Genomic DNA, 25050 nt, shown 5'->3' on the forward strand with positions numbered 1-25050 from the left:
CTGCCCTATTTCTCACACTCATAGGTGAAGGTTCTGGTCACGCCCTGCGACCCGGTTACTTTTGCCGGCAGGTTGTTGGCGGTGTAGGTATAAGTGTTGGTTCCCGTGAAATTAAGCGGAGCCGTGTCAAAGGTACTGCCGGGGCCATAGGTGGTGCCTTCGGTGGTGGTCCTGGAAGTGACAGTGAGAATGTTGTTCGGGGACATGTTCGGGATCAGCAACCCCGGGGGCAGGTAATTCTGGTAGCTGTACTCATGGTACGGGTTCCTTTTGTCGTCATGGGTATAGGTGGTGTTGATGACAATGTCATTGTAGGTCCCGTTGCTCTGGTAATTGAAAATCCGGTACTCCCGCACCGCAGTCAGGTTTCCCTTGTCATTGTACGTGAACGTAAAATCATTTAATAGGCGCGGCGTGCCTCCGGTTACCTGGTAATTCTTGCTGGACACCAGTTGCTTTTTAGTATTGTAGGTATGCTCCCGGGTGCCCGTTTTCACGGGCTGTGAACCAGGCCCACTAGGTCTGGTATGTAAATCAACCCGGCTAATCAGGCCTTCCGCATTATGTTCAAACAGGTAGTACTGGAAGACACTGCCGTTTCTAACGATGGTGGTACTGGCAATCCGGTCATTGGCCTCTACCCCAAAGGCAATGGTGCTGGTTAAAGCAGTATTTGAAGGATAGACGTCTTCTACCGTTGCCAGCTGAAAGCCCGAATAAAAATACTCCCGGGTGTGGGTTTGGCCAGGGTTAGGAGACACCACCTCCTCCTTGAGCAATCTGCATTTGACTACAACAGGTTGAGGCGCAGGTTCGGGCTGCGGGTCTTCCTCCTCTTTCTCAGAACAAGCCCCCAGTCCTAAAAACAGGAAGGCAAGAGACATTAAAGTACGTAAAGGTTTCGGCATACGGTATTCGCTATAAGGGTTTAGGTAAGTTTCACAAAGCACAGAAAACACGCCGCTTACAAATCTAACCAGGCCAGGTACCAACAGGCCCTTAGAACGGTTTACCGGCTGTTTTTCTAAAACGGGGGAAAAAGATAGCGGGGGAAATTTACGATTCTCAAAAGGGGTTCGCTTTTGCCTTTACACTTGTGTATCTGGCAATAAAGCGAAGGCTGATATTGTGACGAAAATTAAAACTATTCAATTAAAAAAAGAACAGCAGAAGGGTTGAGTAAAGAAATTTTGTTGTTGCTTCTACCTTGGTATTCTATAAGCTCAGCGAACCTTTAACAAGCAAGTTTCCTTAACCTCCTTCCTGTTTGACGCTTCTAAAAACAACATGCCGCATTTTTTGAGTGGAACAGGAACATGAATCATAATTCCTTCTCGCTGGCGCGAGCCTTTGGCTCGTGTCCGCACGCATTGCTGATCCTCTTTTGCTTAGAACTTTAAACTCTGCTCTAGTGACTCAGGCTATATGCAAATAACCAACTTAAACTGTAGTAAATCAGGAATACGTGCGGACACGAGCCGGAGGCTCGCGCCAGCTTGAAAACAAGTTTTGCAGACGCTTGGGAAGCTCCGTTTAAATTGTTCAAGAACACTGGTCAGGCATTTAGTAAATGTCTATCTCCAACACGCCCTTACCCCCACTATAATCCAGGGCACTGCTGTACTTCCAATGATGCGGTTCCGCCACAAAGCCAGCTTCAACCGGGTTTTGATGGATATAGTCTATTTTCTGGTCTATTATCGAAGGGCTCCACAACTCAACAGGCTGGTTATGCTGCTGCCAGAATTGCCTTTTTTGAATATTGCTGCTTTTCAAACCAGCACGCTCCATCAACCACAGCATCCACTCTTTTCGGCTTTCCTGAATGTTATGGGCAATGGCATTCTGCATTTGTTTTGAGGTATGAGTCTTGAAATCCTTCAGCAGGGCACCTGGGTTGTTATCCTTCGCACGGAAGAGCAGATGCACATGGCTCGGCATCACACACCAAGCATAAATTTCCATCTCTTTGTGTTTCCGACAGTAAGCAAGACTATCCGTCACAATTTGGAAGTACTCCTCTCGGGTAAACACATCTATCCAATAGACCACCGCAAAGCTCACAAAGTACAAACCTTCCTGATTGTAGAACTTATACTTTCGGCTCATGGGGTTCCTTTTAGTGATTGAATGGATTGAAATTTATACGGCGGAATTCAATGAAAATGACCGGGCTTTCTCTGCTGTACGTGCTAGTCTGCTGATCCCGCTGGCGCGAGCTTGCAGCTCGTGTCCGCACGCATTGCTGGTTTACTATAGATTGATCTTTACTGACTATTTGTTCTTTACCTATAGCTTTATTGATTAAAGCAGAAACTTCGATTTGTATACAAAAGAGGTTCAGCAATGCGTGCGGACACGAGCTGCAAGCTCGCGCCAGCGGATCAACTCTTTTTACCAAATATCGCTTTCAGCCTGTTTTCCAAAAACCAGCCTCAAAAATCAGCCTCAAACCCCACCCCATTTCTAATTTCTAATTTAGATTTTTTAATAGGCTTCCAACTCCTTCGCCAGAAAAGCGGCAGTACGGCTCATGGAGGCCCCCGCTACTTCCTCCGGCATACCAGTTGCTACAATCTGGCCACCCTCCTCCCCTGCGCCGGGGCCGATGTCAATCACCCAGTCGGAGGTGGCGGCGACGCGCATGGTGTGTTCTACCACCAGCACGGTATTGCCGGCGTCTACCAGTTTCTCCAGTTGGGCCATGAGTTTGTCAACGTCGGCGGGGTGCAGGCCGGTGGTGGGTTCATCTAAGACGTAGAGGGTGTTGCCGCGGCTGAGGCGTTGGAGTTCGGTGGCGAGTTTGATGCGCTGGGCTTCGCCGCCGGAGAGTTCGGTGGCGGGTTGGCCGAGGCGCAGGTAGCCAAGGCCTACTTCGCGCAGCACGGTGAGGATGCGGTGGAGGGTGGGTTCTTCGTCAAAAAAGGCATGGGCGGCGTCTACGGTGAGGTCCAGGACCTGGGCGATGTTGAGGTCGCGGTAGGTCACTTCCAGGGTCTGGGCGTTGTAGCGGGCACCGTGGCAGACGGGGCAGGGCGCGTACACGCTGGGCAAAAAGAGCAGTTCCACCATCACGAAGCCTTCGCCCTGGCAGTTGGCGCAGCGGCCTTTGGCCACGTTGAACGAGAAGCGGCCGGCGTCATAGCGGCGTTTTTTGGCGAGCGGCGTCTCGGCGAAGAGTTTGCGCACGTGGTCGAAGAGGCCGGTGTAGGTGGCCATGTTGGAGCGGGGCGTGCGGCCGATGGCTTTCTGGTCTACCCGCACCAGCCGCTTGATGTGCTCTAGGCCGCTCACGATTCTACCGCCCAGGGTCTGCGGGGCGGGGCTTTCCAGTTGACCGGCTTCTTCTTCCTCGGGTTGTATCTCCTGGCCCAGGTGGTCGGCGACCAATTCTACCAGCACCTGGCTCACCAAACTGCTCTTGCCCGAGCCCGACACGCCCGTGACGGTGGTGAACACGCCCAGCGGAAAGGCCGCACTCAGGTTCTGCAGGTTGTTGCGGGTGACGCCGCTGAGTTTGAGCCAGCCGGTGGGCGTGCGGCGCGGGCGCGTTTGCGCTGGGGCCGTGCCGAACAAGTAGGCAGCAGTTTGGGAATTGGGAACCTGCTGCAGGCCTTCGGGCGGACCGCTGTAGAGGATTTCGCCGCCTTTCTCGCCAGCGGCGGGACCTACGTCTACGAGCCAATCGGCTTGCCGGATCACGTCCAGGTTATGCTCCACCACAAACAAGGAGTTGCCCGCTTTCTTCAGGTTGGCTAGGGCGGTGAGCAGGGCCACTGTATCTGAGGGGTGCAGCCCCGCCGAGGGTTCGTCCAGCACGTACACCACGCCAAACAGATGCGAGTACAGCTGCGTGGCCAGCCGCAGGCGCTGCAACTCGCCGGGCGACAAGGTGGGCGTGCTTCGTTCCAGAGACAGGTACCCGAGGCCCAGGTCCAGCAGCACCTGAATGCGGGCCACCAGGTCCTGGGCAATGCGCTGCTTGGCAATCTGTTGCTCGGGGTGGGCCTCGTTCTGGGCGGCGGGGCCGGTGGCCGAAGCGTTCACGTACGGTTGCAGGGTTTGGGCTACGCGTTGCAGGGGCAGGCGCGACAGCTCCGTAATATCATAGCCCGCGAAGGTGACCGAAAGTGCCGCGGGGTTCAGGCGTTTGCCGTGGCAGGTGGGGCAATCTGTGTGGAGCATGTACTGCAGCACCCGCTTTTTCATCTGGGGGCTGTTGGTGTTCGCGAAGGTATGGAACACGTGCCGCCGGGCGCTGGTAAAGGTGCCCATGTAGTTGGGTTCTTCTTTGCGCTGGAGGGCGCGGCGGGTTTGCTCTGGGGTATAGCCGGGGTACACGGGCACTACGGGTTGCTCCTCGGTGAACAGGATCCAGTCGCGGTCTTTCTGGGGCAGCTCGCGCCAGGGCGTGTCTACGTCATAGCCCAGGGTCACCAGGATGTCGCGCTGATTCTGGCCGCCCCAGGCAGTGGGCCAGGCGGCAATGGCCCGCTCCCGGATGGTGAGCGAAGGGTCTGGCACCATGCTTTGCTCGGTGACGGCATAGATGCGGCCCAGGCCGTGGCAGGTGGGGCACGCGCCCTCGGGGGTGTTGGGCGAAAACGCCTCGGCGTAGATGATGGCTTGCCCCGGCGGGTAGTCTCCGGCGCGCGAGTACAGCATGCGCACCAGGTTAGAGAGGGTGGTCACGCTGCCCACGCTGGAGCGGGCGGTGGGCGTGCCGCGTTGCTGCTGCAGGGCCACGGCCGGGGGCAGGCCCTCAATGGCGTCTACCTCGGGCACGGCCATCTGGTGGAACAGCCGCCGCGCGTACGGACTCACACTCTCCAGGTAACGGCGCTGGGCCTCGGCGTACAGCGTCCCGAACGCCAGCGATGACTTCCCCGACCCCGACACGCCCGTGAACACCACCAGCGCATCTCTGGGGATGGTAAGGTCTACGTTTTTCAGGTTATGCTCACGAGCCCCGCGGACGGTGATGAAGCCGGTGAAATCTTGCTTGATCTTCGGTAAGGGATCTGGTGCCATGCGGCTAGAGTTAACTGTAGGAGGTTGGCTGACAGAAGAATTACGGCAACTAACATGCAAAAGATAATATATAGAAGCAACATTCTATATTTGCTTATATATTGCTATTTCAAGAATCCCAAAGATGCACATAATTCAATCTTCCTGTAAAATTATCCTTTTCCTTGTTCTGCTTCTAGTTTTTTCTCAATACAATCTTCTACAAGCCCAGAGTAAAAGAGCCAACAACTGGTACTTCTCCCATAGATCTGGTATAGATTTCAACCAAACCCCACCCGTTCCGGCTGCTGGGGGACAAGTGCAGTCCACCTTTATTAGTTCAGCTACCATTAGTGATGAAAATGGCAATTTGCTTTTTTATACGGATGGTCATTCTGTCTGGAATAAGAATCATGTGCAGATGCCCAATGGGTTTGGATTAACAAAAGGAGCTTTAAGTAATTACAATCAAACGTCCGTAATCGTACCCAAACCTGGCTCCACCAATATTTACTTTATTTTTACTACAAACCAAGCTGGTCTTAATGTAGAGCATGGCCTCTTTTATGCCGTAGTAGATCTTTCCTTTCAAAATGGGTTGGGAGATGTTGTACAGAAAAACATTTTCCTCCAACAGCACATGAATCGTGGGCTAACGGCAGTACAACATGCCAATGGAAATGATTATTGGGTAATTGGCCACCAATGGGGATCTGTTAATTACATGAGTTATAGAGTTACGAGGGAAGGCGTAAGCCCAGAACCTGTTGTAAGTGCAGGTACCGTCAACCAAACCTGGTGGGGAGGCTGGACAGGAGGCCAATCTAAAGCCTCACCAGATGGTGCATGGCTTGCTACAGTAGCAGAAAATGGAATTGAATTAGCTAAGTTTTCTACCTACACAGGAAAGGTGCGTGAACCCTTTATGATCAAAGATCCTGAGGTGCATTATAATCCCTTTAAAGGAGTAGAATTTTCACCCAATTCAAACGTGCTCTATGGGGGAAGTCTGTATGAAGGTTTTCTTCAGTTTGATTTAACCAAAGAAACCCCAAACGACATTGTCAAGTCATTTAAAAGAGTCAGAGATGCAGGAAGAAATACAAGCGAAGATTTACAGGTAGCGCCAGACGGAAAAATATATGTAGGCAAAGGAGGCGGACAATGGGACGGATTGTTAACCATAGGCAATATAAGTAATCCGAATTCTCTGGAAACGAATGATAAATACAACCAAGATGCTATGCACATGCAGGGCTTAGTGACAGGCTCAAGGTTACCTACCTTTGTCACCAGTTTTTTTGCTACTCCCCCCGCTATCAATTACTCAAATGTTTGTTTAGGGGAAAACACCTTGTTTTCTGCCGCTGGCATTGGAAGCCGTGACTCAATCAGATGGTTCTTCTCAGATCCGGCTTCAGGTAGCGCCAACACCTCAACTACCATGAACACGGCCCATACGTTTACTACACAAGGTACCTATAACGTAGCGCTGCGGGTATATCTGGGAGGTTCTTACAAACAGTTGGAACAACAGGTAACCATTATTCAAAAGCCAGCAGTTAACCTGGGTTCAGATGTGAGGGCTTGTTCTAATGAAATAGTAACGCTAGATGCAGGAGAAGGTACTACTTATCTTTGGTCTACAGGAGCAACTACCAGAAAAATAAATGTAACTGTCTCAGACGAGTATTGGGTAGAGGTAAGCAATGGATTTTGTTCATCCAAAGACATTATCAAAGTAGAAATCACCCAACTTCCAGTTTTAGACTTAGGCCCAGATCAGTTGCTCTGCTCAACTTCTCCTATTACCTTGTCTGTGGGCACCACAAACCAACACTATAAGGTTAAGTGGTCAACAGGTGAAACAACTCCTTCTATTCAGATAAAGGAAAGTGGCCTTTATTGGGCCGAGGTAACCAAAGAAGTATGCATTGTAAGAGATGAGATTCAAATCAGTTACAATGGCTTAACTAATCTTACAATCAAAGCATCTACGACTTCCCCCAAATATGACGAGATGATATCCTTAGAAGCTACGGGTGATCGCCTGACTTCCTTCAAATGGGATTTAGGTGATGGCACAACATCAGCTGCAACAACCCCTTTTCATACGTATGAATTTGCTGGCACCTATCCAATTTTGCTTACAGCCTATAATGCCTTTGGCTGCACGGCCGAAGCTTCAACCCAAGTGGTAGTAGCACCTTACATATTCATACCTAATATCTTCACTCCCAACGGTGACGGAAAAAATGATGCTTTCCAAATCACGTACAATGACAGAGGCCCTTTTGACATAAAGATCTTCAACAGATGGGGCAAACAGGTGTACCAAGCCAAAAACAAAGACTTTCAATGGGATGGAACAGGCTTTAGTGATGGAGTTTACTTTTACATGATTAGTTCAGAAACCAACACTTACAAGGGGTATGTGGAAATAGTTCGCTAGAACGTTCCGAACGCCAGCGATGATTTCCCCGACCCCGACACGCCCGTGAACACCACCAGCGCATCTCTTGGGATGGTGAGGTCTACGTTCTTCAGGTTATGCTCGCGTGCCCCACGAACGGTGACGAAGCCGGTGAAAATGTTTTTGCTGTTCTGTTCTAGTTGATAGTTACCTTTTTTTGGAAGTTGTATGTTAAGCATTTATGAGTAAAATATCTTATTTATACACTTCTTTCAACGTTTAAAAAAAAATTTAATCATCCTTTCTCATTTGATCTTCAAAATAATTTTCAAAACCTATATCCCACCAATTATATTTACCATATTCTGCTAAATTCACTTTAACATCCAAACCATATTCTTTAAATTTTTGAATTAAATCTTTTGTTTCTCTTTCTTTATGATCAACAAAATCCTGAGCCATAGAGATTGTAAGCAACTCTTCTATATCATTTTCTATCTTTTCATCTAACAACTCCTTTACATGATCTTCTAAGTTATATTTTTTATTGTTATTTAATATATAAACAAAATCAATCTCAAATTTTTCTGTTATTAATTCAATAACATTTAACACCTCCACATAATCCCTTTCGGCTGAAATCAACAGGTCAACTATATTAGGAATTAAATCTTTTAAAAATTCATTAATTAAATCAGACTCTACATTTGCAATAAAATCATTGAAAATATATCTTGAATACACATAGAAATATAAAAAACTCCAATCATCTATCCTTCTCAAGACATTTATTACAGTTTCTTCAACTTTATCATTTTTAACATAAAAATATATCAATACAGCAATTTCTAAGAAATCGCATCCAGTATCATATTGATCATAATTATATTCATAGTCTTTCAAATATATAACCCCTTTACCTACAAAAAAATCATAATTGTAGAGCAGTATACTCTCTAATCTATCTGACACAACTGGAATAGAAGATTTTTTTACAGGAGGAAAAAGTCTCCGCGTCAATTGATCTAAATAGTAAGCCGATTCACTAATCCTCTTTACTTCTTCTATATCATTACGCAAATAGCTAACTAGAAAGTCAATAAGAGAAGGATTAATAAATTTTATAATTTTTAAATTTCTTGTTTCTTGCTCTATAAAACCACCTTCTAATTTAATATAGGAAGTTTTAAAAGCATTCATTGGCTTGATAAAATTATTAATTCTTACTTCATAATCAATTCTGTAATTAAAAGCTATTTCAAGTTCACTAACATCAGCAGTATCACCAAAACACACCAAAGTATTCAATAGAAAACGGTCAATATCATTAATCTGCTGCTCGTATGCATGCCTCCATATCTCATCTGGATTATTGAAGTTCTCGATAATGAAGTTTCTATAAGCTTCAGCAGAAAAGTGTTTAATATTATCTGAAGATGTAATATACTCTACAGATCTAGGAGAAAAATTATTATGACTAACAATATAATTAAACACAATTTTATCACTTATTACAAATTTTAAAATATCATCTATCTCAGATTCATTAATATGATTTTTTAAAATTGAAGCTTTCATATCCCATGAATAAGCATTCAATTTCAATATACTTTCTCTTGTCTTTAGGTTAAAACGTCTTAGTTTTTCAGACTCTGAAACAGCTTCATTAAGTATAAAAGTACGTGTAGTGAATATTATTTTTTTATTTTTTGATCTGTTAATTCTCTGAAGGATTCGAAGAAATGCAGTTTCGGAACTTTTCGCCCTTATAATCTCATAAGCATTATGACCCAAAAAATCATCATAATAAAATATTTGTTTTGTCTCGTCTTCCTTCAAGACACTTTCTATTTCTTTTATATCATCATAGATATATGACAACATAAAATCGTTTTTTAAATAATCATACAAAATCAATTCTGCTGTTGTTGTTTTACCTGCTCCAGGTTCACCAGTAATAATCACAAAATTATTTCTTTCAAGCTTATCTTTTGCATCTTCTAAAATGGGTGTATTTACATACAACCTAAATTTTTTCTTAAGAAAAGTTTCCTTAAACTCATTAGACCTTCCTTCAATATTGTATTTAAGTATTTTAAGCAATATTTCAGCACTAGAAAACCAAAGCTTAAAATGTCTATCAAGTACACTTTTATTTGAATCAATTAATCTATTTAAATCCTTCTTACCATATATATCATTAAGGCTTTTTATATAAGGGGCAAAAACATTCTTAATTTCTTCAGTATTCGACACACTTAAATCTACTGAGGTAGCAAAAATATACTTGTTTGGTTGAAGCTTTAATACTTTATCTTTCTCTTTTCCTACAAGCTCCTTAATCATCAAAGAAAAACCACTCCTATAATAGTGTTTCACTTGACCAACTATTTCATACTCACAATCTTCAGTAGAATATAGCAAATCAATACCTTTATCCTTTCCATCCTTGAAAGTTTTGAAGCAAATCTGAGATTGATTTTTTCTTTCCTCTGCATTCAATAAGTCACAAACTAGTTCCTCTAAATCAGCACTATTCAATGTTGAAAAATCAAAATCAGACATAAATTATATTTATAACTATAGAATTAAACTTACTTTAATCGTTGATTTACCCAACAAAGAATAATATATCTTAAATTCATTTTATTAAGTTTAAAAAAAATATTTTTATTTTCTAATCTAAGAAAAATAGCTTTTATTAACCATATGCATTAAACATTTTTCACAATTCAACCCTTCTCCCATGCTCCGCACCGAAGCTTCTACTCCGCTGGCGCAATCCCGCCAAACCCGGGTTTCCTCCATTGATGTGGTGCGGGGCTTGGCCATTGTGCTCATGGCGCTGGACCACGTGCGCGATCTGTGGCACACCACGGCGCTGGTGCAGGACCCGCTGTCGTTTGACACCACTACCCCGGCCCTGTTCCTGACGCGCTGGGTCACGCATTTCTGCGCGCCCACCTTTGTGTTCCTGGCGGGCACCTCGGCGTACCTCTCCCTGATGCGGGACGGAGACTACGGGCGCGCCCAACGGTTCCTGTTGTCGCGCGGGGTCTGGCACATGGTGCTGGAGATCACGGTGGTGGGCTTCGGCATCTGGCTTGCCCTCTTCCTCACAAATAATAAGAACCCCAGTTTATAGCTTGGTTTTCAGAAATAGGCTATAAAACGGAATCCATCTTCAAAAATCTACTCAGGAAATTTCTTCAATAGCGACTACTACGTTTGCCAATGCTTCTTCTATGCTTTTATTATTTTCTTTGGCCTCTAAAACTTTTGTCAAAGCAAAAAGTGCTTCTCGCTCCAGAGAGAGAAACATCTTTGCATCTTGTTCTGGATCTCCAGTAAAGCAATTAGAATAGCCCGGCAGTGGCTCATTAGGGATGGAAGAAGCCATTAAGGCACCCGAAAACTCCCGCAGACATTCTAAATAGCAGTCTACCAAATTTGTGAACATAATACGGTAAGGCTCCTTGTAGATTTCCTCCCAAGAGGCAACCTCCGTCATAAGCGAGTAGCAGAACTGCATTACCTGACGGCTCAACCCAATGCCGCTCCAGAGTGCGGTCCAAAGATGATTAGTGGCTAACCCTTGTTTAAAATAATCTCTTGAGGCCTGAAAATACTTTAGCCTTGTGAGTACACAAGAATGGAGATAGCTAAGGTAATTTAGGATTTCAGTGTTCTGGAAAATTGTTGCGTCAAGTTTATTCCAAGAGTAGCTAACCAGTTCATGCCGGGCCAAACGAGCTTCGGCTCCAACAACTTCACCCGAAAGTCCCTGCATTAATACTTCCACTTTTATGGCTAGGTCCAAAGAAGCAGCAATTTTTCCTTGCTGGTCGGCAAGCTGTGCCAAGCACCCTATACCATCTTGTACTGCCTCTAAGTATTCCCACCAAAGCTCTGATTCTACTTCAGATAATTCATTAAGAAAAGTATAAAAAACGGTTAAAAACGGCTGCCAATCGGGCTTTCCATCCTCCAACATGTCCAAGGAATAGTAGCACTGCAAGGCATAAAGGAGATGCATTTCTGTAAAAGGTTGCTCTTTTATTTTCTCCTCTAATCTCTTTTGAGCCTTGTTTAGATTAAATATGGTGGCCAAAGGACCATCCCAGGAACTGATATATTCTTTTCGCCTGAATGCCCCAAAGATTTGAACGATTGGGTTATTTGATTCTATGGTTTCCAAATGCTGTATCCAAAAGGTTAGATCCAAACGGCCTAAGGCAAGCACAATAGTAGTTAGTAGTAAATCCTGATCATTCACATCAGGAGTCCCCACGGATGATACCTCAGTGAAAGTTGGAATGCCCTCGTCTGTAAATAGGACAGCAAGCTTATACTTCGCCAAGACTTTTTCCAGATCTAGACGCTGTTCACGGGGTTTGGTAATGGAGAGAATAGGACCACTAATAAGGTGTTTTAGAAAAGCATCTGTAAAGCCAGGATATACCGGATCTAACAATTGGAAAGAACTCCGGACATACCCGCTCAACAATCCCCTAAGAAATTCCTGGTTCATCTCAGATGTCTTGCCTCTGAACTGCCAGCTTGCTACTTCTGGGTCCAATTCCGCCTTATGTAGATTACTTGCCTTGTATATCTTCCACCTCCCTCTTTTGCTATCAAAGAGGAGGCAATTTAGAAAGTCAGGGTAAAGGTAAGCCCCTCCTTTGTTGAAACGCGCCAGCACCTCCCCGGTTAAATACAGCGCATCAGCTCCTCTGTTAATTTGTAACTCGCTTAGGTGAACCGGACCCTCAAGAATTGGCTGAGACATGGCAGTTTTGGTTTACAAGTAAAGAAAGAGGTTACTTTAGAACTCATTAACCGAGGTTTTAAATACCTGGCACTCTTGTAAGTTACATAGAAAGACCACCAAAGTGAAAGGTGTTTATGGCTTGTTTTTCAGAAAACAAAACATAAACACCTTTTACCCTCCCGCTGGCGCGAGCCGCTGGCTCTTGTCCACACGCATTGCTGATAATAGTTTTGATGAAGGACAGAAGAGGACCTAGTACGTGTGTGGGTACCAGCAGCGGAAGCAGTACTTTGGGTAAACCATAAACAAAAAGCCCTTGCGCTCTCCCGCCAGCAGATGCTGGGGAAGAACGCAAGGGCTTTTACGTAGAGGTCCTTCTCCCCTATTTCCTCAACACCATTTTATGAACAGTGCGTTGGGTGCCGTTTTCCAGTATGCCATAGTACATCCCCGCAGGCAAAGAACCGGCGTTCAGTTCTACCTCGTACAGCTTCCCAGCTTCGGTGGTGCCGTCATACAGGGTGGCTACTTCCTGCCCTAAGGCGTTCACCACTCTTAGGGTGGCTTTTCCACCCGAAACGGTACTGAAGCGCAGTGTGGTAGCTCCCATGAACGGATTAGGGGCATTGCGCAGTTTGGTTTCTTCCGCATCTACGCTAACTACCGCCGAGGTGGTGCTGGAAGAAAGGTAATTGCTCTCAAAGCAGCCCAGATCTGGCGCCGTGCCGTTGTAGGCTAACCCAATGTTAGTGCCGCGGTCAATCAGGTCGCTGCCCGCCGCCAGGTGCATGAAGGTAATATCAGGCAGGCTACCGTCTGCTTTTCTCGGTCCGAAGGCCGCAGCCGGATCAACGCTCACAAAGTCAGCATCGGTGACGGTGAAGCCGGTCATCCAGCTGTTGGTCTGTTGCACCGCAAACGAACCCAGCGAAATAGTACCCACTCCCGCCGATACGCTGTTGGAAATGCTCAGGGTCTTGCCGCTGGCCAGCGCCGTGGTGATCACGTAGTTGCGGGCGTTGCCAAACGAGGTGGAGTTCTGGATGGTCATAGACCCGGTGTTGTTGTTCTGGTCAAAGCCTTTGTCTTTGTTCTGGAACGCCAGGCAGTTCTTCAGGATCATGTTGTGGCTGAGGGTACGGTCATCGCTGCCGCCCATCTTAAACCCGTTGCCGTTGCCCGCGCTGGCCGCGCCGCTCTTCAGGTAGCCGCTCTTGAACACCCAGCAGTTTTCCAGGGTGGTGGTCACGTCATTGGCGCCGCGCATGTAGCCGTCCCAGCCGTCGTCTGAGTTCTGCCAGGCGCGGCAGCCGAAGAAGTAGTTGTTGGTGCCCACGTCCAGTTTCGGCGCGAAGCCATCGGCGTTGCCGTTGTTAGGATCGGCGTTGTAGTACGAGTCGCAGTTGATGATCTGGTTATTGGAAGCCCCGCCGCCCAGTTGCAGGCCGGTGTCAAAGTTCTCGTAGAAATTGCACAGCTCAATGCGGTTGTTAGAGCCGCTCATGTACATGCCGTTGTCGCCGGCCCGGTAGAAGTTCAGTCCTTTAAACTCCCAATAGCTGCCGCTCAGGTTCAGGCCCCGGTTGCTGCTGCTCACCGCCATGCTGGAGAAGTCCAGCACCGGTTTTTCGTTCTGGTAAGCCAGCAGGTACAGTTTGCTGGTGCTGGTACCGCTTTTAGAGATACTGATAGGCGTGGTATACACGTGGTTTCCGCCCCGCACATAAATGATGTTGCCCGGAACCGCCACCGATACGGCTTTGGTGATGGTTTTGAAAGGAGCCTCCAGCGTACCAGCGTTGGCATCATTGCCTGTAGGCGACACATACCAGGCATTGGCCTCACCGGTGCCACCGCCACCTGAGGTAGTGCTGGTTCCTGTGCCCGATACGGCTACGCTTTTGGTTGTAGCGCCGCCGCCCTGGTGCGTAATAGAACCGGCATAAGTCTGCGTCGCCGTTGGTTTAAACCGCACATACACGGTTTTGCTGGCCAATGTGCCTGCGCTGTAAGAAAGCAGCACCGACGAAGCGAAGCCCGTTCCGCTGCTCGCTGATACTTCAAAGCCCGTAGGAGCCGTTACGGTAATGTTGCCGCTGACCGGGTCCAGATCTGCCCCAGAAACGGTATAGCTTTTCTCTGCCGAGGTGGTGTTCACTTCCACGCTGCCAAAGTCGGGCAGGGAGCTCACTGAGGTGGTCACGCTGGGCGAGGTGGTTGTGGTAGTGCCGGTAATGCTCACGGCATCAATATACAGGGTGGCGCTGGTGGCGTTGGCAAACCTGATGCGCACATCCGCGCTGGTCTCATTCACCGCCACCGTTAAAGAGGCGTAGCTGGTGCCCAGGTTCAGAGTGGCAATGTCACCGTAAGCGCCACCATTCACCGATTTCTGCACCTTCAGTTTGCTTGAGCCACTGGCTCTGGCCCAGAAAGTAACCGAGCTTACCGCAGGCACCGAGGGAGCCGCCGCATACGCCGGTGCCTTCCCTGAACCAGCGCTCAACTGCAGCGCCAGGCTGCCGCTCTGGGCCACGCTGCTGCTGGCCGCATTGTAGATATTCCAGGTACCGGAGCTTAACGTTACGTTAGTGGAACTTGCTGAAGATGAGGCGGGTAAGCCACTCTCAAACCCCTCTGCAATCGATTGCGCAAATGCAGGTAAAAAAAGGCTCCAAAGACAGAGCAAAACAAAGAAAAAGCGAAACGGAAGGGGTACATTTCTTTTCATAAGCGGTTAGGTTTTGGGTGAGAAACATGGAACAATAGAAGCGTATTCGTATTGGAAAAACTCTTGATGAACTCACGTAAGTTTTGACAAACTCGTCAACGCTACCCTTCCGGGTGTTTGCCATCTGTTTGCTTGTCATTTCCGGGGGTTTTTTCAGCCCTGCTACTGCTTCTGAATGTGCCACCTACCTTCCAACACTACCCGCTTATGAGAAGAGGGTTCCTATGCTTTGGCTATCAGAAATGGAAAAGGAATTGATGAGGATGTAAACGGCTACTTAGAGAATAAGGTTAACAGAATTTTAACTATCAGGAAAATATTTTCCAAATTTTCATTTCCACTCCCTGAAAACTCTGAAATTTAATCATTTTCAAAACCAGAATTACTGGCAAGCCAAGGACTTCAAAAGGATTCTACCTACTTCCTTATTGCGCGCAAGTAGCGCCCTGCCTTTGCTTTTCCTACTAAGATAACTGGGATTAGTACACTGATATGGCTTTTGTACAAGGATAGAATTGGTGTATACCTTGCGCTATTGGTATAGATGCTACCAAGCCGACATTCAGAGAACAGGAAGCCGGCTTTGTAGCATGGTCTCAAATACAGCAATGCCCATACTTCAAGTTTGAGCGCAGCGGTAACATGGAGTAGAAATGATCGCCAGTTTGTAACTGGCGTTTTGCAAACTTGAAATACGTACCACGCCAGTTACAAACTGGCGATCATGCCCAGCCACAAGTTACCGCTACGCTCAAACTTGCGGCATGAAAAGGTGGCAGAAAAAGGTAGTATGGGCAGCAAAATGACACCTATACCCCGCTGGCGCGAGCCTCCGGCTCGTGTCCGCACGCATTCCAGAGGTCACGTTTGCTGCAGGTATTCTGTTCTTCTAGGTTGAAAGTAGAAGGCACGAGCCGGAGGCTCGCGCCAGCGAAAGCAAGGCTTTTACCAGAACAGAAAAAGCTTCATTAGTTCTCCTTCTACGGGAAGATGTGGCACAAGCTCTCTATGCACGCTGGTCTAAAGCTGGACAAGGGAAGATCCTCAGCTTTACGCCATTGATTTACCTTTTACCTGCTACTATCATCGGTTGCTCTCTTTTCCAACCCCGCTCCCTTACCGTACAATTTCTACCCAGCCTTTCAGGGGCTGGCAGGCACCGGGGCCATCAAAAACATAAAAATAGGTGCCTTCTGATAAATCCTTTCCGTCCCACTCATCCTGGTATCGGTCTGTTTTGAAGACTAGTTTGCCCCAGCGGTTGTAAATCTCCAGGTGGGCGTTCTCTCCCCGGTTCTTGATCACGAAAAAGTCGTTTTTGCCGTCAGCGTTGGGTGTGATGATGTTGGGAGCCTCCGGATTCCCGGAAGTGCTGCCCGGCCCGAACTCAAACTTAGTGATGATTCCCTCAAAATTAGTGGCCATGCTGCCCGAATAGGCGCCCGGAGTAGGACTCAGGGTTTTAACAGAAGAGCATTCATTGTGGTGCAATTGCCCGTTTTTGGTTATCAAACCTTTGTTGGCAAAATGCACGTGGTTTAATTGAGAACTCCCGAAAAAGGAGCCATACTCCAATCTTTGCGCATTTCTGGACAGTTGGCACAGATATAAGTTCAACTGGCCCCGGTTAAGGGCATTTCCTGTGAGGGGGCTGCCCGATAAAGAATAGGCGCTTAAGAAGATACTTCCGCAGGCATCTACCTCAAACGCCGTAGGTATTTTTTCTGCGGTGAATTGAGGCTGGCCGGGCTGTGGAGGCTGGCTATTGCCTAAATGCGTAGAAAAGGCAGTAATGGTACAGGATTTATTCAGCTTATGAAGGAAGTGCCCACCGTTTCCTTCGGGGGTTTGATAGGTACCAGCCGTAGCGGGGTAGCGGCCGGAAGTGTAGCCGGCGACGTACACATTCTCCTCCTTATCTAGTGTCACCAGTTGGGCGAGGTCTTGCGCAGCCGTTCCCAGGTAGGTGCCCGCCACCAGTTTCCCCTGGGTTGGGTCTACCACCATCAAGAAGCCGTCTTTCCCGCCCAAAGGCCGTCGGTGCAAGGCTCCCTCAGTCGTGACCAGGTCCTGGCTGGTGGTGTTTCCCACCAGGTAGAGGTGCCCAGAGGTGGTTCCTACTTTCAGGTCGGTGATATGGTCCGTCCCTAGTCCGCCCAGGTAGCTGGAAAACAATAGCGTGGAAAGCGACCCGTTGAACTTCGCGATGACACCGGTATAGCCTCTTCCTGCAAGCTGAATAGCCTTCACCTGCGGAAAATCCGGCGAGAAGGAAGAAGAAGCAATGATGAGACTCCCCTCTTTGTCGGTGGCCAGCCCCAGCGGAATAGCCGAACCAGATCCTTCCGAGGACACCCCCCCAATCAAGGTAGAAGCCAGCAGGGTAGTTCCGTCTTCTGAGAGCTTGGTGATGTAAAAGTCGGCCGGTGAATTGAAGTTGCCTGTGCCCAACACCTTGTCATAGGCCGTGGCCGAAGTAGGAAAGTCCGGGGAAAACGTAGTGCCTGCAATGACCAGTTCAGAGGCGTTGGTCACCAGCATGGCCAGCGGGTACTCGCCTCGGTTGCCGCCCAAATAGGTGGCGTACAGCAAGCGGGTACCGGTGGAGTTGAACTTAGAGATGACCGTGTTGGCGCCTTTCCTGGTAGTTTGATACGCCCCGGGTGTAACCGGATAAAGCGTTCCCATCATTTGTCCGGCGGCATAGGTGTTGCCGGCCTGGTCTGCGGTAGCTCCGTTAGAAGAGGCCCCGGTACGGGTACCCGTATAGGTCACAAAAACCACCTCGGGGTCAATAACCAGAGGCAGGCGTGGGTCAACCGCACCTGTCACTGCAAAGCCCACTTCTTTACCGTTTAGGGTAAAGGCACAGGCCACTGGGCGTTCCACCCCGTTCACCAGCTGGTAGGCATACGGCGTCTCCTCGGTGAATTCGTTTACTGAGGTCTGCACCCAGAGCCTCCCGTTCCGGAGCGACACCTGGTCCACACCCTGGTAGTTCATCTTGATTGCCGCTACTTGTCCGCCGGGCTGCACCACGAAATCGTACTTCAGCTTGCCCCCGGTGGCATAGAATTTCAGGTCGATGCGGGGGAAGATGCCCGCGTAGCGGATCTCCCTTGCGGACGGCACCCGGCTCACCCACTGGGCCGGATCTGCCCCCAGAAAGTAGTTGCGGTACTCCGGAAGCGTTTGGTGGCTGGAGATGGTAGCATGGGCATTAGCTCCCACCAGTTCCACCTTTACACTGTGGCCCCTGAAGGATTGTTCGCCTTTTTCTTCGTGCTCCAGGTCAAAATAAGCGGACTCCAGAAAATTATAGGTAAAACCTTTCTTCTCCAGGAAAAGCCAACCCTGCGGCAGCTCCGTGCTGTACAAAATGTTGTCCAACCACTGCCCTTTGTTGTGCACAAACCCGGCAAAAGGGCCCGCCGAGGGCGCCTCCGCTAAAACAGACTGGACCCAGAAAAACGCAAAAAGAAAGAATAGCAGGCGACGCATAAGAAACAGACCGACAGGAAAAATCCAATAAACAGCCGAATATAGTAATTTTATGATACGTCAGAGACGTTTTGCCTTTGGATTTTTTAGCGCAGGGTGTTCTTCAAGCCTTCCACAGCTAGTTGGAAATACCTGCTGCTACTCTTCCATACTTCAAGTTTGAGCGAAACGGTAACTTGGAGTAGAAATGATCGCCAGTTTGCAACTGGCGAATTTATCTGATCAACTACTTCCTTAAATCATGTACCACGCCAGTTACAAACTGGCCTCAAGTCCAGCCACAAGTTACCGCTCCGCTCAAAATTGCGGCATGTAAAGCGCAAAAAGCGATTCGGGGCTGATTTTATGAAATCAGCCCCGAATCGCTTTTTGCGCTTGTGCATTTACTTCTATGCCCCTTTCTCTTTGTACGGAATGGTATTGCGCAAACTTTCTATGCGCTCAGGGCTGAACCGCGGGAGCGGCAGGTCATCGGCGTCACGCCATTGGTTTACCTTTTCCTGCGCGGCCTGGGTTTTCTCTTCAGACAAGCCGGTGTCACGGCCCAGGTAAATGGTTTGGGACGGGAACGCGAAACTGGAGCCACTGGAGTCAATCACATCCATCATGCGCAGCAAGAGGTCTTCCTGAATTTCCAGAAACTCATTGAATTCGCTTGTGAGTACATAGGAGAACACCTCCAGGTCAAACGAGGAAGCTCCCACCCGCACAAAACGTACCCTTGCCGACTCGGGGTCAATTTTGGGATGGGCGTAGAGAATGGACCGAAGTTCTACCAGCAAATACCGGATCTGGTCTGGGCTGGTGTCACAGCGCACGCCAAACGTAGGGTGAAACCAGATGCGGTCACGGTGCGCGAAGTTCTCAATGCGTTGCGACGAGAAATCACCGTTAGGAATGGTCACTACTGTGCGGTCATTCGTCCGGATGCGGGTAGAGCGCATGCCAATGGATTCTACGGTGCCTACCGTATCACCTACCTTGCAGAAGTCCCCTACCCTAATGGGCTGATCGGCGATGAGCGTCACGCTGCCTACAAAGTTCTCTACGGTCTTCTGCGCGCCCAGTGCCAGCGCGATACCACCAATCCCCAGGGCGGCTAAACCAGTGGTTACGTCAAAGCCCAGGGTGCCCAGAAACGCAATTACCCCGAACACCACAATCGCGATCTTCGCCCCGCGCCGCAAAAACAGCACCGCCGACAAGGCCGCCTGATTCCGTTTGCGGGTAAGGCGCCGCTCCAGGTACTGTGACATTACTTCTATCAAGCGCCACAACAGCAGCAGGAAGACCATCAGGCCTATGAGTACCGTAAGCTGGCTGAACTGCTGGCGCACAATGATGGAGATGCCCACCCGCTGCGTAGTGGCAATGAACAGCCACAAAGCCAGGTACAGTTGAATGGGCAAGGTGAACGCGTGGATGATGCCTTCAATGTGCTCTTCCCGGGCTTTTCGCCAGGTGCGCATCAAGATAAACACCACCAACCGGGTGATCACCCAAGAGGCCGCATATGCCAGGCCCGCTATCATAAGCAGGAAGAGCCACTGCCCTACGGGTACGCCGTTCCATTTGGTTTCCACGGCAAACTCGGGCATGACCCTATCGGCGAGAGGCTTCTTGGTTTCCTCAATTACCTCCGGAATGCGTTGTACCGTCTGGGAAGAGAAAAGCCAGATAGGACCTCCCTCTTCGTCTTCCATTTTCTCCAGGAACAAGTCAAACTCTTCGCCGTTGACCGTGGCCTCCCCTACCCGGTCCAGGTTAGGACCCAGGTTATCGTCTTCACGGCCGTCATAGGTGTCACTAAGCAAAGAATACGGAATGATGTCCCCGCTCTGGTCCAGCAGGCGCTGTAGGGCGTGGGCGAGTTTGGCTCCGTTCTGTTTCTGGTCCAGGGTGCTGTCCAGGTTCAGGTAAAGGGCCGCCCGGTCATAGTTTTCATCGGCAATGGACTTGATAAAGCCTTGCACAGCTCCACGTGGCGTGCGCCGGCCCAGCGTGTCTATGGGCCAGTCTGGCTCCAGCACTTCGGCCGCAGCGGTGTCTTTGGCTTGTTCCTGGGCCTGGCCTGGTAAAGCCAGCACCGTCATCAAGGTGAATACTAAAAAGAATATCCGGCTTTTGGCCGAAGTTAAACTCTTAAGAAAGGAAAGGTAATGGTTTGGTAAAGGCATTAGATGGGTCATAAAAGGCATCTGTGGTAAAAAGGAAACAGAGGCATGAGCAAGCTCCCGAAAACCCTGGTTGCACAAAGAGGCACCAGGGTTTAGGATTGTTTTCAACTCACTTTCTATAAAACGGGCTCAAAGCACAGGGGTTATACTGGCTTTTGATAGATGCCCACCCAGGCACTTCAGGAGCGCTCCTTTAGAGGTGCGGCTTTGGGAGTTTCCATTCTACCAAATAGATTTCCGGGTGCACATCCGCTCACCTGACGAAAAATTCTATAAAGGCAGGGAGGTTTAAGCACGCTTTAAAGCCCAGATTACTTCTTTTCACCTGCGTAAACTACCTAAGCCACTCCTGATAAATACTGATTTTTGCTTTAGAAGCTTTTTTATATTCCTGGGTGGTTAACTAAGCTCCTCCTTTTTCTCGTAAGGTGCAGTTTAGGGAGAACCAGGCAGGCCCATAGAATCTCAGGCTCGTTTATCCAGGCAGAGATAGCCCTACCAATAGTCACAAATGGATTTGGGTACCTGTGGCAGAAGGAAGGCTTGATACCGCGCAGGCTTTGGCTCCTTTTTCATAAAAAAGCACGCAAAACAGGTAAACAGTTCTACCTGCTTTACAAAACAGAAGGGTTACCTCTTACTTAATTACATTTTTAGACCTACAGATATGGATGCAGCTGTGCGCCAGAACCAGACAAGTGAAGTATTCGCGAATTACCAGATTCCGCCTAATTTTTTAGATGAAGTGTTCCGGGCACCCGGTGAGGTTCATCCGCATTACCAGGCGGTATATCAGCAGTTTCTGGAGTTCTCTAAAGAAGAATTCAAGACGCTGAATGAACACGCCAAGATGTCTTTCTTTAACCAGGGCATCACCTTTTCTGTGTATTCAGACAAGGCCAAGGGCGTTGAGCGCATTTTCCCCTTTGACCTGTTCCCCCGTATTATCCCGGCTGCTGAGTGGGCCAAAGTAGAGAAAGGCATCCTGCAGCGCTGCGTAGCCATGAACCTGTTCATTCAGGACATCTACTCAAACCAGCACATATTAAAAAACAAAGTAGTCCCCGCCGACCTGATCTTCTCTTCCAAGAACTACCTCAAGGCTATGATTGGGGTGAAACCTGTGGGTGGTATCTACAACCACATTTCTGGCACTGACCTGATCAAGCACAGTGACGGCGAATACTACGTGCTAGAAGACAACCTGCGCTGTCCGTCGGGGATCAGCTACGTGCTCTCTAACCGGGTAGCCATGAAACGTACCCTGTTCCAGATGTTCAGGCAATTTAACGTGGAAACGGTTGGTGAATATCCGCAGGAACTGCTAGCCACCATGCAGTCTGTGGCACCCAGAGGCATAGACGCCCCTACCTGCGTAGTGCTTACCCCGGGCGTGTACAACTCGGCGTACTTTGAGCATGCGTTCCTGGCGCTTACTATGGGCGTGCCGCTGGTAGAAGGCCGCGACCTGTACGTTGACAAGAACTTTGTGTACATGAAGACCATCAACGGTCCTAAGCGGGTAGATGTGGTGTATCGCCGCCTGGATGATGACTTCCTGGACCCTATGGAGTTCAAACCAGACTCTATGCTGGGCGTGCCGGGTATTATGGCGGCTTATAAAAAAGGCAATGTCAACCTTATCAATGCCCCGGGTACCGGCTTCGCCGATGACAAAGCCGTGTACACCTACGTGCCTGACATTATCAAGTACTACCTGCAGGAAGAACCCATCCTGAACAACGTGCACACCTACCGTTGCGAAAAAGACGATGACTACCAGTACGTGCTGGAGAACATGGACAAGCTGGTGATTAAACCAGTAGATGAAAGCGGCGGATATGGCATTCTCATTGGCAGCAAAGCCACCAAAGAGCAGATCAGCGAGTTCAAAACCCTCATCTCTGAGAACCGGCGCAAGTACATCGCCCAGCCGGTCATGAACCTGTCTACGCACGCCACCTTCATTGAAGGCGATGACCAGTTTGAGCCCCGCCACGTGGATTTACGGTCGTTCTGCCTCTTGGGTAAAGACCGCCAGTTCGTGCTGAAAGGAGGCCTTTCCCGCGTTGCCCTCAAAAAAGGCAGCCTGATTGTAAACTCCTCGCAAGGCGGTGGCTCCAAAGATACCTGGGTTATGGCCGAAGACGGTGCAAGCCAATCTATGCAGCAAAACGGCTCTATGGAACAAAGCATGACCCTGAACGGCGAGACCATGACCATGGGTCCGCAAGGCATGTCCATAGGTACCCAGGGCTCTATGTCTATGGGCAAACCCGGTGCAGAGTAACAGATGCACTATCAGATAAGTCCCTTACTGCCATTCTCCCCTTGAGGGGAGATCAAGAGGGGTGTTTACACAGGAGATTAGATTGAAGCTGTAACAGCCATGATCTGCAGGAGTTAACACCCCTCTTTGCTCCCCTCAAGGGGAGAATTTGCACTAAAAAGCAGAGAAGTTTAAAGCCAGGAGAATCACCATATGGGCTCCAGCACCAACCTTCACCCCTCCTGAGGAAGACCTCTGGAGGTAAAAAGTAACACGAACACAAACAAAAGACTATACATGCTTTCACGAATTGGAAACAGCTTGTTTTGGATGGGGCGCTACATTGAGAGAGCCGAACATATTGCCCGATACACCCGTGTTCAATATGTTTCTTCAGTAGATGCGCCGTTGGGTCAGAACCGCGAACTAATACTGGAGTCCATCCTGGACATGGCCGGCAGCAAAGACGCGTATTTTGGGGTACATGAGAAGCTGGAAGACGACAAAGTCATTGACTTTATCTCTATCTCTGAATCAAACCAGTTTTCTATCCTCAGTTACATTGGCCGCATACGGGAGAATGCCCGCGGTTCCCGCGACAGTATTTCCATAGAGCTGTGGGAAGCCATCAACCGCTTTTACCACAAAGTAAATGAGCTGATGACGGCCGAAATGCCGGCCGAGGAGATTGAGTTCTTTGCCCGCCGCATTGAAGAGAATAGCTACATCACCAAGGGCTACATTGAAAACACGCTGCTCCACAATGATGTCTGGATGCTTATCTCCCTGGGCATGCACCTGGAACGCGCCATTCAGGTGATCCGCATTCTGCAAACCAAGCTGGACGACATTGAGAAATTTGAGGAGATGAAACAAGGAAGCGCCCTTGAAAACTACCAGTGGAGCACCACCCTCAAGAGCACCGAGGCTTTTGACATGTTCATGCGCTGCCACAAAACCAGCCCCACCCGGTCACACGTCATAGATTTTTTACTTTTTGACACCCAGTTTCCTAAGTCTGTTGCGTATAGCATGGAGTGGATTAAGAAGTGTATTGAGGGAATTTCTTTCCAGCAGGAAGAAAGCAGGAAAGAGTCTCTGGAGTTTATGGCCGGCAAATTGGCCTGCCGTTTCCAGTACCTCACCATTGAAGAAGTAGAAGACCGGGCTCCTCAGTTTCTGCAAAGAACTCTGGACAATATCTATGAGATTGCCAGTTTACTAGACGTTAAATATTTAAAATACCATTGATGCCAGTTTTGGCCTTTCATTTATGAAAACAGAATACGAAGTGGTGTATCGTACCCACAACACGTATGAAGAAAATGTGAGGGAGGCCTTCTTTTCTTTCCTGATTCTACCTTGCCAGAACGAAAATCAGGTGGTGCGGAGCGTGACGTACAGTAACTCGTTGGAGGCAGAAACCTTTCAGCATACCAACCCTTTTGGCTTTGAGGTAATCAACCTGCATACGGTGGAGCCTTTCAAGGCATTTGAATTTCAGATGCGGGCCATTGTAGAGAAAAACATGACTGACTTTCCGTTGGAAGGTATGTTACCTGTACAGGAGGAGCAACGCCTGCTTCGAGAACACTTGTTTTACCTGGAGAACCACCAATTTCTAGGCTTTGGCCATTATACCAACATCAAGGAAATGTATCACAGCAAGCTGCTGATGCGGGACCCAGAACAAGGTGTGTATGATTACCTGCAGAAGCTGAATGCCTTTATTAGTGATTTGCTGGAGTTTGATCCCAAACCTACTACGGTATGTACATCGGCTAATGAGGTATTGAAAATAGGTCGTGGTGTCTGCCAGGATTATACCCATTTGTTTATAGGCATTGCGCGCCTGAACAAGATTCCGTGCCGCTATGTGTCTGGCTACCTTAACCAGGGTCTGGAACTTGAAGGATCAGCGGTGATGCACGCCTGGGCTGAAGCATACATTCCAGGGTTCGGGTGGCAAGGTTTTGACCCTACTAACAACCTGCTGGCAGATGTGCACTACATCAAAGCATCCCATGGGTCAGATTATTCAGACTGTAGCCCCTTGAAAGGCACCCTTAAGACTAATGGAAAGCAAAAAACTAGTTACGGTGTAAGTGTTAACCCCCTACTGGAGGCAACACCAATCCCACAGCAGCAAATGCAAACGCAATCAAGCTTTTAGGGGTA

Annotated in this window: 13 protein-coding genes and 1 pseudogene; 5 read left to right on the forward strand and 9 right to left on the reverse strand. The window is 48.6% G+C overall.

Annotated elements, in window-relative coordinates; translation table 11 throughout:
- Window positions 1-5: 5 nt before the first annotated feature.
- The 3 genes from DC20_RS00745 to uvrA all read right to left on the reverse strand — a co-directional run bounded on the left by DC20_RS00745 (window position 6) and on the right by uvrA (window position 5031).
- Window positions 6-908, reverse strand: a complete 903-nt coding sequence (locus DC20_RS00745) for a hypothetical protein (RefSeq protein WP_157592998.1) — start codon at window positions 906-908, stop codon at window positions 6-8.
- Between the two features lie 655 nt (window positions 909-1563).
- Window positions 1564-2109: an REP-associated tyrosine transposase gene (locus tag DC20_RS00750; RefSeq protein WP_062542080.1), complete on the reverse strand. Its 546-nt coding sequence runs from the start codon at window positions 2107-2109 to the stop codon at window positions 1564-1566.
- A gap of 378 nt (window positions 2110-2487) precedes the next feature.
- Window positions 2488-5031, reverse strand: a complete 2544-nt coding sequence (uvrA, locus tag DC20_RS00760; RefSeq protein ID WP_062542082.1) for an excinuclease ABC subunit UvrA — start codon at window positions 5029-5031, stop codon at window positions 2488-2490.
- A 124-nt stretch (window positions 5032-5155) separates the two neighbouring features.
- On the opposite strand from uvrA, the gene DC20_RS00765 reads away from it, so the two are divergent.
- Window positions 5156-7462, forward strand: a complete 2307-nt coding sequence (locus DC20_RS00765; protein ID WP_062542083.1) for a PKD domain-containing protein — start codon at window positions 5156-5158, stop codon at window positions 7460-7462.
- A 2-nt stretch (window positions 7463-7464) separates the two neighbouring features.
- On the opposite strand, the pseudogene DC20_RS00770 reads toward DC20_RS00765, so the two are convergent.
- Both DC20_RS00770 and DC20_RS00775 read right to left on the reverse strand, forming a co-directional pair.
- Window positions 7465-7662: pseudogene (locus DC20_RS00770) on the reverse strand (hypothetical protein); the annotation flags it as partial.
- 52 nt (window positions 7663-7714) lie between these two features.
- The gene (locus DC20_RS00775; protein ID WP_062542085.1) at window positions 7715-9988 is read right to left on the reverse strand and encodes an ATP-binding protein; all 2274 of its coding nucleotides are present in this window, start codon (window positions 9986-9988) and stop codon (window positions 7715-7717) included.
- Between the two features lie 181 nt (window positions 9989-10169).
- Here DC20_RS00775 and DC20_RS00780 point away from each other — a divergent pair, with 181 nt between their 5' ends.
- Window positions 10170-10568, forward strand: coding sequence for a DUF1624 domain-containing protein (locus DC20_RS00780; protein ID WP_062542086.1), 399 nt, complete (start codon window positions 10170-10172; stop codon window positions 10566-10568).
- A gap of 51 nt (window positions 10569-10619) precedes the next feature.
- Here the strand turns inward: DC20_RS00780 and DC20_RS00785 are convergent, their stop codons facing one another.
- The 4 genes from DC20_RS00785 to DC20_RS00805 form a co-directional block, all read right to left on the reverse strand.
- Entirely contained in the window at window positions 10620-12212 is a 1593-nt protein-coding gene (locus DC20_RS00785; protein ID WP_062542087.1) for a hypothetical protein, read from the reverse strand.
- Window positions 12213-12576: 364 nt separating this feature from the next.
- The gene (locus DC20_RS00795) at window positions 12577-14925 is read right to left on the reverse strand and encodes a right-handed parallel beta-helix repeat-containing protein (RefSeq protein WP_062542089.1); all 2349 of its coding nucleotides are present in this window, start codon (window positions 14923-14925) and stop codon (window positions 12577-12579) included.
- Between the two features lie 1116 nt (window positions 14926-16041).
- Window positions 16042-18426, reverse strand: a complete 2385-nt coding sequence (locus tag DC20_RS00800; protein ID WP_062542090.1) for a gliding motility-associated C-terminal domain-containing protein — start codon at window positions 18424-18426, stop codon at window positions 16042-16044.
- Between the two features lie 389 nt (window positions 18427-18815).
- On the reverse strand, window positions 18816-20615 hold the full coding sequence (locus tag DC20_RS00805) for a mechanosensitive ion channel family protein (RefSeq protein WP_245652276.1): 1800 nt from the start codon (window positions 20613-20615) through the stop codon (window positions 18816-18818).
- Window positions 20616-21270: 655 nt separating this feature from the next.
- Here DC20_RS00805 and DC20_RS00810 point away from each other — a divergent pair.
- The 3 genes from DC20_RS00810 (at window position 21271) to DC20_RS00820 (ending at window position 25045) form a co-directional block, all read left to right on the forward strand.
- On the forward strand, window positions 21271-22893 hold the full coding sequence (locus DC20_RS00810) for a circularly permuted type 2 ATP-grasp protein (protein ID WP_071885346.1): 1623 nt from the start codon (window positions 21271-21273) through the stop codon (window positions 22891-22893).
- Window positions 22894-23169: 276 nt separating this feature from the next.
- Window positions 23170-24123, forward strand: a complete 954-nt coding sequence (locus DC20_RS00815; protein ID WP_071885347.1) for an alpha-E domain-containing protein — start codon at window positions 23170-23172, stop codon at window positions 24121-24123.
- 22 nt (window positions 24124-24145) lie between these two features.
- On the forward strand, window positions 24146-25045 hold the full coding sequence (locus tag DC20_RS00820) for a transglutaminase domain-containing protein (protein ID WP_062542092.1): 900 nt from the start codon (window positions 24146-24148) through the stop codon (window positions 25043-25045).
- Window positions 25046-25050: the final 5 nt, after the last annotated feature.

Origin of the sequence: Rufibacter tibetensis (assembly GCF_001310085.1) — a bacterium.
GTDB classification, from domain to species: domain Bacteria; phylum Bacteroidota; class Bacteroidia; order Cytophagales; family Hymenobacteraceae; genus Nibribacter; species Nibribacter tibetensis.